Below are 12,745 nucleotides of genomic sequence, written 5' to 3'. Positions count from 1 at the left end.
ACATAGGTATAGAAGAAGCCATTTATTTTCTGCTATATCTCATCAGTATTTTCAAAGACGGTCCATTAAAGATGGGCCGTTTTCTTTTTTAAAATGATCTAGTCCGCTACAATACGCCTTTAAATAAAATTTTTAGGTCCTTTTCGTGAAGTGGTTACAAATACACATTACCGTTGATCAAGAACAAGTTGAGTTCACAGAAACACTTTTAATGTCTCTAGGTGCGGTAAGCGTAACGCTGGATGATGCTGAAGATCAGGCTTTACTTGAACCATTACCTGGTGAAACACCTTTATGGAACAAAGTGATCGTGACAGGCATCTATCAACAAGACGAACAAGACCCAATTGATGTCGACACTTTAGAAGCTTTCTTAAAAGCTCAACTTCCAGATGTTCCTATGCGCCATGAAGAACTTGAAGATCAAGTGTGGGAACGCGCATGGATGGATTATTATGAGCCAATCCAAATTGGGGAAAAGTTCTGGATCGTACCTGAATGGCTAGAGCCTCCAGAAGCAGACGCAACTAATATTAAGCTAGATCCAGGTCTTGCATTTGGTACAGGTAACCATGCAAGTACGTTCCTATGCTTACAATGGTTAGGCAAAACTGACGTTAAAGATAAAATCGTAATTGATTATGGTTGTGGTTCAGGCATTTTAGGTGTAGCCGCTTTATTATTAGGCGCTAAAAAAGTATATGCCACTGATATTGACCCGCAAGCTGTTTTAGCAACAAAACAAAATGCTGAACTTAATGGGGTATTAGATCGACTATATGTAGGTCTCCCTGAAGAATTCAATCAAGAATTCAAACCTCAGCAAGCAGACGTTTTAGTTGCAAACATTTTAGCTGGCCCATTAATGGCGCTTGCGTCTGAGTTTGCAAATTTAACTAAATCTAAGGGCGAGTTTGCACTTGCCGGCGTAATTGAAGAGCAAGTTGCTGATGTTTCACGTGTTTATTCTGAATTTTTTGATATATTAGATGTCGAAAAACGCGAAGAAAACTGGTGTCGCATTTCAGGAAAACGTAAAAAATAAATTGAGATTTTAACTCATGAATGAAAAACAAACCCGCTGCCCTAAGTGTTTAACAGTCTATAAAGTATCTCTTACTCAATTGACTGTCGCTCAGGGTATGGTTTGTTGTCCTAAATGTGATTCAACCTTTAATGCACTAACCAATCTGATTAATATTGAACAGCCAGTCATGGTCAATTCCAATACTTTAGCTAATGGTTCAATGCAAACAAAGTATATGACGCATTCTCACGTGTTAGATATATTTGATCAAAAAGTTGAGAATTCTAATATTGATCTTTTAACCTATCTCAACAACTTAAATTACTTTCACAACGAACCTATTAATGCTCTACCAAACCTTAATTTAGCTGAGCAAGCATCCGCACAAGAACAAGACAACAATAAAAAGCATAGTTGGCTTTACTATACGCTCTGGAGTTCTGCCAACCTTATTTTAATTTTAGTTTTTACTTTTCAAATTCTCTGGTTTAACCCTAAACTCATGCATGCAAGCCCAACCGTCAGCCATACATTTAATTATGTTTGTCAAATACTGCATTGCAATAAATCAGCCGAACTTTATCAACTTATCTATATAGAAAAGTTAAAAGTCCGCAAGATCGATACAAACCATACCCAGTTCTCAGGCATATTGCTCAACCAGAATGATAAAAGTATTGAGCTTCCTAACCTAAAGTTGATTTTTGCAACAGAGCCAGACAAAACAGAGGAAATCATATTAACCCCTCAACAATATCTAGTTGAAAACTTAAGGGGTATTCAACGCATTCCATCAAACACTCCTTTTCGATTTCAATTTGAGCTAAACAAAAGCAAAAAAAGGCTAGTAAATTATCGATTAGAAATTGTCCACCCCTAAAATGTAAAAAAAGTGAAAAAAAAATAAAAAAAAATGCAGTTAATTTGCTCACTTTTTCCTAGACAATGGTATTATACGCGCCACGAAAGCTTTGACTCATATACTCCTCGCTCTCAATCCCAAAAAAATACTGTTAAGCATGTGTGCTTTTCTACTTTAAGCGCATAGCCTAACTTTTTTTGTTTTTGAGGGGGCTGTAACAAATATTTAATTATTGTTACGCTTATTTTTTATTCAATACGAAGAAATATGGCAAGCTAATTGTTCTTATGTTTTAGAGTCACTGTTTTAGGATCTAAAACAGGACTCCGTATTTTTAGACCACATTTATATACTACTTTACCCAAGTTAGTATTTGATTTTCGGATTAACTCGCATGAATAGCAAATCTCCTATTTTTACTGCACAATCTGATGTTGCTCTTCGCATCCACGTGGATCGCGCAGTTCGTCATTATTTTGCACAATTGCAAGGTGAGCAACCATCTCAGGTATATGACATGGTGCTAGCAGAAATGGAGAAACCTCTTTTATCTGTAGTTCTTGAATATACACGTGGTAATCAAACGCGTGCTGCAGAAATTCTTGGACTCAACCGTGGCACTTTACGTAAAAAGTTAAAAGCTCACGGTTTAATGAGTGAATAAATGATAAAATGCTCACGACGTCGTGGGCATTTTTTTATGCTTATTGGTTTTAATCCGTAGACTTGAAATTGTTGAATTAAACATCATGACTATTAAACGTGCTTTGATTTCTGTATCTGATAAGACAGGAATTGTCGAATTTGCTCAAAACCTTGCAGCTCTAGGGGTAGAACTATTATCTACAGGCGGCACATATAAGTTGCTTAAAGATAATAATATCGCGGTTGTAGAAGTATCTGAACATACTGGCTTCCCTGAAATGATGGATGGTCGTGTTAAGACATTACATCCAAAAATTCATGGCGGTATTCTTGCTCGTCGCGGTTTAGACGAAGCAGTTATGGAAGAACACAACATTGATCCGATTGATCTTGTTGTTGTAAACCTTTATCCATTTGCTGCAACTGTTGCAAAACCTGACTGTACTCTTCCTGATGCAATCGAAAATATCGACATCGGTGGTCCTACAATGGTTCGTGCAGCTGCTAAAAACCATGCTTCAGTAGGTATTGTAGTTAATGCTTCTGATTACGACACTGTAATTAATGAATTAAAAACTGCTGGTTCACTTTCTTATGAAACACGTTTTGATTTAGCAGTTAAAGCATTTGAACATACAGCTCAATACGACGGCATGATCGCTTCTTACTTAGGCGCTCGCGTTGGTAAGACCGAAGGTGAAGCTGACTTATTCCCTCGAACATTCAATACTCAATTGAATAAAGCACAAGATTTACGTTACGGTGAAAACCCACATCAATCGGCTGCTTTCTATGTCGAAGCCAATGCAAAAGAAGCGTCAGTTTCTACTGCAAAACAGTTACAAGGCAAAGAATTGTCTTATAACAACATTGCAGATACAGATGCTGCGCTTGAATGTGTGAAATCATTTGCAAAACCTGCTTGTGTAATTGTAAAACATGCTAACCCTTGTGGTGTTGCGGTTTCTTTAGACGGCATTAAAGCTGCTTATGATTTAGCTTATGCAACTGATCCAGAATCTGCTTTTGGCGGTATTATTGCATTCAACCGTGAATTAGATGTTGCAACTGCTCAAGCAATTGTAGAGCGTCAATTCGTTGAAGTGATTATTGCTCCAAGTATCGCTGATGGCGTACTTGAAGTAACTGGCGCGAAGAAAAATGTACGTGTTTTAGTATGTGGTGAGTTACCTGCAATTGATGCACGTGCACCGCAACTTGACTATAAACGCGTAAATGGTGGCTTACTTGTTCAAGATCAAGACTTGGGCATGATCACTAAAGATGATCTTAAAGTAGTTACGAAGCGTGCGCCAACTGAACAAGAAATTGATGATCTTATCTTTGCTTGGAAAGTAGCAAAATATGTAAAATCAAACGCAATTGTTTATGCTAAAAACCGCCAAACTATTGGTGTAGGTGCAGGTCAAATGAGTCGCGTCAACTCAGCGCGTATTGCTGCCATTAAAGCTGAACATGCTGGTTTGGTTGTTGAAGGTGCTGTAATGGCTTCTGATGCATTCTTCCCGTTCCGTGACGGTATTGATAATGCTGCTAAAGCTGGCATTAAATGCATCATTCAACCAGGTGGTTCTATGCGTGATGAAGAAGTAATCGCTGCAGCAGACGAAGCTGGTATTGCAATGGTGTTCACTGGTATGCGCCATTTCCGCCACTAATTTAAATTTAGTCCTCCCTAACCCTCCTTTTATTCAGGAGGGTTTTCCACAATAATGGAGCTAAACTCCACCTTGAGGAATAGAGGGGGATGACAAGGATTAAAGTTAAGGAACAAATTAAAAATGAATATTTTAGTTTTAGGTAGTGGTGGTCGTGAACATGCTTTGGCATGGAAAATCGCGCAAGATACCAAAGTTACTGAAGTTTTCGTTGCACCAGGAAATGCGGGAACTGCAACTGAAGACAAATGCGTTAATGTTCAGCTTGATATTTTAGACAACCCTGCAATTATCGCTTTTGCTAAAGAAAATAATGTTGAACTTATTATTGTTGGCCCAGAAGCACCTTTAGTTAATGGTGTGGTAGATGCTGCTCGCGAAGCAGGTCTAAAAATTTGGGGACCAACTCAATATGCTGCGCAGCTTGAAGGCTCAAAAGCATTTGCTAAACATTTTTTAAAGCGTCATAACATTCCAACTGCTTTTTACGAAGTATTTACGGAAGTTGATGCAGCTAAAGCTTATGTTGAAAAAAATGGTGCACCAATTGTAATTAAGGCAGATGGTCTTGCTGCTGGTAAAGGTGTAATCGTTGCAATGACCAACGAAGAAGCTTTTGCAGCAATTGATGACATGCTTGCAGGCAACAAATTTGGTGATGCTGGTTCACGTGTTGTAATTGAACAGTTCCTAGCAGGTGAAGAAGCTTCTTTCATTTGTATGATTGATGGTAAAAACATTTTACCAATGGCAACTTCACAAGATCACAAACGTATTTTTGAAGGCGATCAAGGTCCTAACACTGGCGGTATGGGTGCTTACTCTCCTGCTCCGGTGGTAACTTCTGAAATTTTCGAACGTGTTATGACTGAAATCATGCGTCCAACTGTTGAAGGTATGGCTGCTGACGGACATGTCTACACTGGTTTCTTATATGCTGGCTTAATGATTGATGAACAAGGTCAACCACGTGTGATCGAGTTCAACTGTCGTTTTGGTGATCCTGAAACTCAGCCAATCATGATGCGCTTAAAGTCATCTCTTGTTGAATTGGTAGAAGCTGGTATTGCCGGCAACTTACCAAAAGAAGCTGAATGGGATGAACGTAAGTCAATCGGTATCGTACTTGCAGCCGAAGGTTATCCTGATAGTGTACGTAAAGGCGATGTAATTTCTGGTATTGGACAATCACCAGAAGATACTAAAATCTTCCATGCAGGCACTGCAACTCGTGAAGATGGTCACATCGTGACTTCTGGTGGTCGAGTTCTTTGTGTAACTGCACTAGGTGACAGCGTACTTGAAGCACAAATTAATGCACTTGAAGTATGCGGACAAGTGACCTTTACAGGTATGCAATATCGTAGTGACATTGGCTATCGCGCAATTGCACGAGAAAAAGCTGAATAAAAGTTAATAAAAAAGCTTCCTATTTAGGGAGCTTTTTTATTTTTTGCCACACTATAAGAAAATGATATAAATTTTTTTATAAGATTAATTAAGATATCTACAAATAGAAAAAAGCCCTCTATATCAACTACATTTTTATTGCTATCATTAAGGCAAAGTTGTAACTGTCATCAGACACTGCTGTTTTAATAATTTCCATAAAGACTTGCTCTACAAATTATGCCTGTAGAGAGTTTTTTAATATTCTAAATTTATGAATGCTCGTTTGGCTACTGTTGGGGATGAACTGTTTGGGGAAACAGTTTTTGTTTATTAAACAATTACCCTCTGTTATAGCCAAAATGCAAGCAAATTATGGAACCCCAGAAAAAGATCACAGAGTTTAGACTAGTTGTAATTCCAACTCCTCTCTTTTCATATTGATATAGATCAATCGTTATTGTTCTATATCTTAATCAGGACTTTTTTAAATGAAAAAGCTGATCAGCCTTTTTTTAAGTATGTCAGTAGTATTATTGACAGCATGCAGTAAAGAAGAAAATGCTCAACAAGCCGAACAAAACAATGATAGTTCTAAAGTACAAAAGGTAGTAATTGCCTCTACCGGCTCAGATGCTGACATATGGCGTTACATTGCATCTTTACCTGAAACCCAAGCTGCAGGACTGAAGTTAGAAGTAAAAAACTTCTCAGACTATGTTTCAATGAATACAGCAATTGCAAATAAAGAAGTAGATTTGAACGCTTTCCAATCTTATTCTTATCTTACTGCATTTAATAATTCAAACCCGGATAAGATTGCAGCTGTCTCTACCACTTATCTTGAGCCAATGGGTATTTATTCAAGTAAGTACAAGAAAATTGAAGAGCTTCCTGAAGGTGCAATTATTGCAATCCCAGATGATGCTGCCAACGAAGCCCGTGCTTTACTCTTGTTACAAACTGCTGGCTTAATCAAGCTTAAATCTGACTTTAATCCTATTCAGGGCAGTCCGATTGATGTTATCGAAAATCCTAAAAAGGTCGATATCAAACCAATCAAAATGGAAACTGTATTACGTCTTAAAAATGAAGTTGATGCTGTTGCATTAGGTAACAGCTTAGCAATCGAAGGCGGTTTAAACGTACTCAAAGATTCTATTTTCTTTGAACCTGTGGATCAAACCACAAAACTTAGTATCAACGTTCTGGCAACTGCTGAATCACGTAAAAATGATCCTGTCTTGCAAAAAGTTGGTAAGCTTTATCACACTCCAGCTGTTAAAAAATACGTTGAAGAACACTTTGGTGGAACAAAAGTTGATGTAGATAAACCAATCAGCTATCTCTCAGAAGCTAAATAGTAATATAATAGCTGCAACGCGAAACAGGCAAAAACTCTTTGCCTGTTTTTTCTTTTCAGCATAGTTTTTGACGACATGATTCAATTTAAAAACATTTCAAAGCACTATCAGCTTAAAGGCCAAACCATACGAGCTCTGGACCAAATTAATTTGGAAATTCCTGAAGGGAGTATTTTTGGTATTATTGGCTATAGTGGTGCAGGTAAAAGTACTTTAATCCGCCTGATTAACTTACTTGAACGACCAAATGAAGGTCAGGTTATCATTAATCAAAAGGACTTCACTGCTTTGGATGCGCGTTCATTACGTCAGGAACGTGCAAATATTGGTATGATTTTTCAGCACTTCAATTTGCTACAAACCAAAACGGTTGCTGAAAATATCGAAATGCCAATGCGTCTGCTGAATTACAATAAAGCAGAACGTGAAAAGCGCTTAAATGAATTATTGGAGTTCATTGATCTTAAGCATAAAAAAGATGCTTATCCTGATGAACTTTCTGGCGGCCAAAAGCAACGTGTTGGTATTGCTCGTGCTTTGGCAAATCATCCAAAAATTCTTTTGTGTGATGAAGCAACCTCTGCCCTAGACCCGCAAACAACCAAGTCTGTTTTAGAGTTACTCAAGAAAATCAATCAAGAGCAAAAAATCACAATCGTTATGGTGACCCATGAAATGGATGTCATTGAAACTGTTTGTGACCATGTAGCTGTGATGGAAGCTGGAAAAGTCATTGAACAAGGTTCAACTATTGATATTTTTAGTAATCCCCAACATCCGACGACTAAAAACTTTATACAAACTGTTTTACATCAACAGTTGCCTGTGAATATTTTAAATCAACTCGAAAATCAGCATCACCATAGCATCTACTGTTTACAGTTTTTGGGCCGTTCTGCTCAGGAACCTGTGATTCAGTCACTGATTAAACAATTTGATATTAGTTTAAATATCTTATTCGCTAACATGACTGAAATTAATGGTACTGTCATTGGTCAAATGTTTGTACAGCTTCTAGGTGAGCCTCAGTTGATTAAGCAGGCTATCGAGTTTTTAGAGAAAAATGAAGTGAGTGTAGTTCAATCAGGAGATCAAGTATGAGAGACTTAATCGTACAGTGGTTAACTGAACTTACTCAACCTTTCTGGCACAGTTCTCTTTCAATTGACCAGTTTGTAACAGCTCTACAAGAAACATTTCACATGGTGTTTTTTGCGCTTTTATTTGGTGGTATTTGGGGTTTCATTCAAGGGGTTATCCTGCTTGTAACTCGCCCAGAAGGTATTTTGCCAAATAGATTCGTCTATCATTTACTCAACCCAATTGTAAATGCGTTACGCTCTCTCCCATTTATTATTTTACTTATTGCAGTGATTCCTCTTACCAAGTTGTTGGTAGGTACTTCAATTGGTACATGGGCAGCGATTGTTCCTTTAACAATTTACGTTGGTCCATATATGGGACGTTTGATTGAAACTTCCCTACTCGAAGTAAATGAAGGAATTATTGAATCTGCTCAGGCGATGGGTGCTACACCTTGGCAAATTATTTATCGCTTTATTTTGCCAGAAGCACGCAGTTCACTCATTTTAAACCTAACGACAGCGGCAATCAGTTTGATTGGTGCAACAGCAATGGCTGGTGCAGTTGGCGCAGGTGGTATTGGTGACTTAGCAATCTCTTATGGTTATCAACGTTTTGATACAAGCGTTGTAATTTTAACAGTGATCGTCCTATTGCTCTTAGTACAGATTGTACAGACGCTAGGTAACTGGCTCTCTAAGATCCGTTAATTACTCATATAAAAAGCTCCCTAAATGGGGGCTTTTTTGTTTTATATAAGTCATTTTCATTAAAAGGTTGAGTGAGTGGCTTAATACCATTTTCTGTTATTATCAAAAACAGTGATTATTTACTCTTTGGATTTGGTTTTAGGATAAAACAATGCGTTATAGAATTCATTTTATTGATGTACAGAATGCCCTCCAAAACTATATCTGGATTTTAGAAGATACTGAAACCCAAGAGGCTGTTGCAGTTGATCCAACAGAAGCTGAACTTGTTACTCAATTTTGTCAAAATCATCAACTCACTTTAAAGCAAATCTGGCTTACTCATTGGCATAAAGACCATATCGGTGGTGTTGCGGATTTATCGGCTGCCCAAAATATTACTGTCTATGGTCCACGTGATGAGCTCACAAAGATTCCGGGAATTACTCACCCCTTACGGCACAATGACCATCTAAAGTTTAATGAATTAAAAGTAGAGGTTATTGCGACCCCAGGTCACACCTTAGGGCACATTGTGTATTTTATTGAAGAGTTAGAAGCTGTATTCTGCGGTGACACTTTGTTTGCAATGGGATGTGGTCGATTATTTGAAGGTACGGCTGAACAAATGTATCACTCACTGAGCCGTCTAGCAGCATTACCAACACAAACCAAAGTTTATTGTACGCATGAATACACCCTTTCAAATGCCGAATTTGCCTTAACGGTAGAGCCACATAACCACGCCTTATCTGAACGAGTTGAAGAAGTCCGTGAGCTACGTAATAAAGGATCAATCACTCTACCAAGTACCATTGAACTCGAATTAGCAACCAATCCTTTTCTTCGTGCAGAAAGCGCTGAAGACTTTGCTTACCTACGGTCACTTAAAGATAATTTTTAAAATTAAGCTTCTTATACAAAGATACAGTTTCATTTAAAAAACTGTATCTTTTTTGCATAGGGTTGTTGATCGTAATTATTTTTTACATTTACTTTATTTTAATTTCGTCCTTATTTAAAAAATATTATTCATTCCATATTTTCTAAACAATGCTCAAACAAACAACACCTTAACTAAAAAATTATTATTTTTTAGTTACATAACACCCTCATATTTTTATAAAATTAAAAATATTTCTTTCTCTATTTTACTTTTTTTACAAGTTGCAAAATAAAACAAAGTTTTCCCCCTTTAAAAAATCTAATTAAAACCCTATTAATAAATGAGATGTAATGCCACGGATAGAAGGAGTTCTCACGTGAAAAAGGTTGTTAAAGCTAAAAATTTGATTGCGTTTCGTATTTGGTTAGAAAAGTTAGGGTATTCAGTTAAAAATCTTGCTGATGGAAAAGGTTTTACTTTTAGTTTTAAAAAAGAATATGGTTTAGTGACCTGTGATTTAGCAGGTAATTCATTAGCGATGCAATTAGGTGAAGAATTTGAGGATCACTTAAAAGCATAATTTTTTACGACTCGATTTTAATTACAGTATTGTCTTTTTTGAAAGATAAGTAATATTGCAGAACTTTAGAATGGTTTAATTAAAATATATTGTTAGATATTAAACAAAAAATCTGTAGCGGGGCTACTCTCCCAAATTGCCCTCTGCTACAGATTTTTTTATAAGATTATTGTGCTTTAGGGTTCTTTAAAGCTTTGTCTAAGAGATCTTTATCTAAAGCTTTATCCCATCGTGCTACAACAATTGTTGCGCAAGCATTACCAACTAAATTTGTTAATGCACGGCACTCAGACATAAAACGGTCAATACCAAGAATTAAAGCCATACCTGCTACAGGAACCGCTGGTACAACCGATAGAGTTGCAGCCAGAGTAATAAAGCCTGCACCCGTCACCCCTGCTGCACCTTTAGAACTTACCATTGCCACAAGAAGTAAGGCAATTTGTTCACTAATGGATAAGTCTACGTTACACGCTTGGGCAATAAACAGAGCAGCCATAGTCATATAGATATTTGTACCATCAAGGTTAAATGAATACCCTGTTGGAATCACCAAACCTACCACCGATTTTTCACAACCTGCTTTTTGCATTTTATCCATTAAAGATGGTAAAGCTGCTTCAGAAGAACTTGTCCCTAAAACCAGCCAAAGTTCATCTTTGATATAACGGATTAAATGAATAATTGAGAAGCCGTTATAACGAGCTACAGCTCCTAAGATCACGATGACAAACAACACAGCAGTAATATAGAACGTCATAATTAACAGTAATAAATTACCAATCGATTCGATTCCATATGCACCAATAGTAAAAGCCATTGCACCAAAAGCCCCAATTGGAGCAAGCTTCATTAACATACCAACAAGGTAGAAAACAGGCGCTGTTAAGTTATTTAAGAAATCAGTAATCGGACGTGCACGGTCGCCCAATGCAGCTAACGAAATACCGAATAACACCGCTACAAATAGAACCTGCAAAATCTCGCCACCAGCCAGAGGGCTGACTAACGTTTGCGGGATAATATTCATAAAAAAGTCGGTAATATTTGTCGCATGCGCTTTTTCAACGTAAGTATTGACTTTATCGTTGACTAAAGTAGCTGGGTCAATATTGAGACCTTTACCCGGTTGAATAATATTTGCCACAACCATACCAACCACAAGCGCCAAGCTTGAGAAGGTAAGAAAATAAAGCATAGCTTTACCAGTTACACGGCCAACTCGGCTCATGTTTGTCATACTGGCAATGCCTGTAACAACAGTTAAAAAGATGACGGGAGCAATAATCATTTTAACGATCTTGATGAATGCATCACCAAGCGGTTTTAAACTTTCGCCAAGTTCTGGGTAAAAATGACCAATTAAAATGCCCAAAATAATTGCAAAGATGACCTGTACATACAAAATTTGGTGAAACTTCTGCTTTTTCTGTACCGTTTCTTGGTCAAGGGTATTGAAATCCATTATCTAAATACCTTTTCGATGGGGATAAAAAAATAAAATATAAAGCGCGCACCACAAGCCGCCTTATCAAGGAAAAGCCATTGTAAAGAATAAAAAACAGGCTGTGTTATAAATTTAAAAAATGTAAAATTCAATAATCATGTAATAAATCATATAAATATCATGCTCACCCTCCCCTTTTTTAAATTAAAAATCCAACATAAATTATCAATAAGTTATTATTTAAATTAAATATTTTAATTAAAATTAGGCACAAAAACAGCTATAGATACTTAATTATGCCTTATAGCAACATCATTTATTAAATAAATGATTTTATAAAAAACATATGAATTATAAATTATGGGGATTTAATTTAAAAATAATAAGTAAAATTGATATATGACTTTATAATCAACATAAGATTTTAAATATTTTAAAAAACAGTTAGATTCACATGCTGCTTTCTGTTAAATAAAATCAGAATGTGCTTTAAATAACTGTACTAATAAAGTATGAACATAGTCTAGGCTTAAAGCTCGATCAGTGAATAAAATTCGAAATAGCATAGGTGCAATAACAGCCTCGATAATTTCTTCATTATTTATAGTGGGTTCATTACGCGATTTAGCTCTTTCTTGAATAATATCGAGTTGCTGAATAATTAGAGTTTCACATTTTCGAGCATTTGAAGAATCAGTTGTATATAGTACATCTCGTAGTAATGTTTGCCCTACTTCAGAAGAATACTCCTCAAAATATTGTTCAATCCATGCAGTGATATCCAGCTGAAATGAACCTAAATCTTTTGGTTCCATATCGGGTTTAAGTTCATTTAGGGCTACATCTGAAAATAGCTGATTAATATCCCCCCAACGGCGGTAAATTGTTGAAGGTGTTACTCCTGCCTCATGAGCAATCATCGGTATGGTAATTTGGCTCTGTTCTAAGGTTTTTTGAAGCTCTTTTACCGCTTGATGCACCGCAGTTTGAATTCTTTCACTACGACCACCAGGACGTAAGCCAGTAACAACTTTTGCCATTTATAAACTCTGTAAAGGGATCAAAAAATTTATAAATATTTATATTTATATACA

12 protein-coding genes are annotated in these 12,745 nt (G+C 36.7%); 10 read left to right on the top strand and 2 right to left on the bottom strand.

Annotated features, from left to right (window positions below; translation table 11 throughout):
• Positions 1 to 145 precede the first annotated feature (145 nt).
• From prmA to RFW85_RS19695, 10 genes are all read left to right on the top strand, one after another.
• Positions 146 to 1,045: a 50S ribosomal protein L11 methyltransferase gene (gene prmA, locus RFW85_RS19740; protein WP_170249588.1), complete on the top strand. Its 900-nt coding sequence runs from the start codon at positions 146 to 148 to the stop codon at positions 1,043 to 1,045.
• 16 nt (positions 1,046 to 1,061) lie between these two features.
• A complete protein-coding gene (locus RFW85_RS19735) occupies positions 1,062 to 1,907 on the top strand; it encodes a zinc-ribbon and DUF3426 domain-containing protein (RefSeq protein WP_170249589.1) in 846 nt (281 codons plus the stop codon).
• A 376-nt stretch (positions 1,908 to 2,283) separates the two neighbouring features.
• The gene (gene fis, locus RFW85_RS19730) at positions 2,284 to 2,553 is read left to right on the top strand and encodes a DNA-binding transcriptional regulator Fis (RefSeq protein WP_001086304.1); all 270 of its coding nucleotides are present in this window, start codon (positions 2,284 to 2,286) and stop codon (positions 2,551 to 2,553) included.
• 85 nt (positions 2,554 to 2,638) lie between these two features.
• A complete protein-coding gene (gene purH, locus RFW85_RS19725) occupies positions 2,639 to 4,213 on the top strand; it encodes a bifunctional phosphoribosylaminoimidazolecarboxamide formyltransferase/IMP cyclohydrolase (RefSeq protein ID WP_025465553.1) in 1,575 nt (524 codons plus the stop codon).
• A gap of 123 nt (positions 4,214 to 4,336) precedes the next feature.
• Positions 4,337 to 5,623 (top strand): phosphoribosylamine--glycine ligase, encoded by a 1,287-nt coding sequence (gene purD / locus RFW85_RS19720; RefSeq protein WP_170249590.1) that lies wholly within the window; start codon positions 4,337 to 4,339, stop codon positions 5,621 to 5,623.
• 470 nt (positions 5,624 to 6,093) lie between these two features.
• Positions 6,094 to 6,966: a MetQ/NlpA family ABC transporter substrate-binding protein gene (locus RFW85_RS19715; protein WP_170249591.1), complete on the top strand. Its 873-nt coding sequence runs from the start codon at positions 6,094 to 6,096 to the stop codon at positions 6,964 to 6,966.
• A gap of 75 nt (positions 6,967 to 7,041) precedes the next feature.
• A complete protein-coding gene (locus tag RFW85_RS19710; protein ID WP_002119636.1) occupies positions 7,042 to 8,067 on the top strand; it encodes a methionine ABC transporter ATP-binding protein in 1,026 nt (341 codons plus the stop codon).
• The gene (locus RFW85_RS19705; RefSeq protein WP_170249592.1) at positions 8,064 to 8,759 is read left to right on the top strand and encodes a methionine ABC transporter permease; all 696 of its coding nucleotides are present in this window, start codon (positions 8,064 to 8,066) and stop codon (positions 8,757 to 8,759) included. The genes RFW85_RS19710 and RFW85_RS19705 overlap by 4 nt, the downstream gene beginning before the upstream one ends.
• A 151-nt stretch (positions 8,760 to 8,910) precedes the next feature.
• The gene (gene gloB, locus RFW85_RS19700; RefSeq protein ID WP_170249593.1) at positions 8,911 to 9,642 is read left to right on the top strand and encodes a hydroxyacylglutathione hydrolase; all 732 of its coding nucleotides are present in this window, start codon (positions 8,911 to 8,913) and stop codon (positions 9,640 to 9,642) included.
• 358 nt (positions 9,643 to 10,000) lie between these two features.
• Positions 10,001 to 10,204: a hypothetical protein gene (locus RFW85_RS19695; RefSeq protein WP_002119766.1), complete on the top strand. Its 204-nt coding sequence runs from the start codon at positions 10,001 to 10,003 to the stop codon at positions 10,202 to 10,204.
• A 166-nt stretch (positions 10,205 to 10,370) separates the two neighbouring features.
• On the opposite strand, the gene RFW85_RS19690 is transcribed toward RFW85_RS19695, so the two are convergent.
• Positions 10,371 to 11,669: a dicarboxylate/amino acid:cation symporter gene (locus tag RFW85_RS19690; protein ID WP_170249594.1), complete on the bottom strand. Its 1,299-nt coding sequence runs from the start codon at positions 11,667 to 11,669 to the stop codon at positions 10,371 to 10,373.
• A gap of 449 nt (positions 11,670 to 12,118) precedes the next feature.
• The gene (locus RFW85_RS19685) at positions 12,119 to 12,691 is read right to left on the bottom strand and encodes a TetR/AcrR family transcriptional regulator (RefSeq protein WP_170249595.1); all 573 of its coding nucleotides are present in this window, start codon (positions 12,689 to 12,691) and stop codon (positions 12,119 to 12,121) included.
• Positions 12,692 to 12,745: the final 54 nt, after the last annotated feature.

Source organism: Acinetobacter sp. 12966 (assembly GCF_031196995.1).
Classification (GTDB): Bacteria; Pseudomonadota; Gammaproteobacteria; order Pseudomonadales; family Moraxellaceae; genus Acinetobacter; species Acinetobacter geminorum.
Note: the sequence above shows the minus strand (reverse complement) of the source record. Positions and strands in the feature narration are given on the sequence as shown.